Genomic DNA, 664 nt, shown 5'->3' with positions numbered 1-664 from the left:
GGCGCTGCTTTCAAAAACTCCCAGAAAACAGGCTCCATTGGATATCTATTTGAGAGTTCTGCCCATCCGGATTCACCCCAGATCATCAGCATTCATGCGGGTTGTAGAGGTTTTGCAGGGACGACGCCTTAAGAGCGAGAAGATGAACGCCGAGCAGCGCAGCTTGCTGGACGAAACCCTGGACGCAGACTTGGCTGCCGTGTCCGACGAGATCGCACTGGCTGTGCCCGAGTCACCTGCTGCCAAAGACAAACAAACCCCCAAGCGTCAGGCCTTGCCCGCTGAGCTGCCCCGCCAGACCTTTGCCCACGAGCCCGAGTCCACCGTGTGCACGGCTCCCGGCTGCGGTGCCCAAATGAAGCGCATTGGCGAGGATATAGCCGAGAAGCTGGACTATGTTCCAGGCGTCTTCAGCGTGCACCGCCATGTGCGTGGCAAATGGGCCTGCGCGTGCTGCCAAACCTTGGTGCAAGCACCGGTGGAGCCCCACGTCATCGACAAAGGCATCCCCACACCGGGACTGCTCGCCCAGGTGCGGGTGAACAAGTTTGCCGACCACCTGCCGCTGTACCGCCAGGAAGCCATCTTTGGCCGAGCTGGTGTGGCGATCCCCAGATCAACGTTAGCCCAATGGGTGGGCAGCTGCGGGGTTGAGCTGCAGCCG

General features: G+C 60.8%; 1 pseudogene. It reads left to right on the top strand.

Annotated elements, in window-relative coordinates:
• Nucleotides 1–130: 130 nt before the first annotated feature.
• Nucleotides 131–664, top strand: a pseudogene (locus B9Z52_RS17525) (transposase); the annotation flags it as partial.

Origin of the sequence: Limnohabitans sp. Jir72, from assembly GCF_003063575.1 — a bacterium.
Taxonomy (GTDB): domain Bacteria; phylum Pseudomonadota; class Gammaproteobacteria; order Burkholderiales; family Burkholderiaceae_C; genus Limnohabitans_A.
This window is presented reverse-complemented; position numbering and strand designations above follow the sequence as displayed.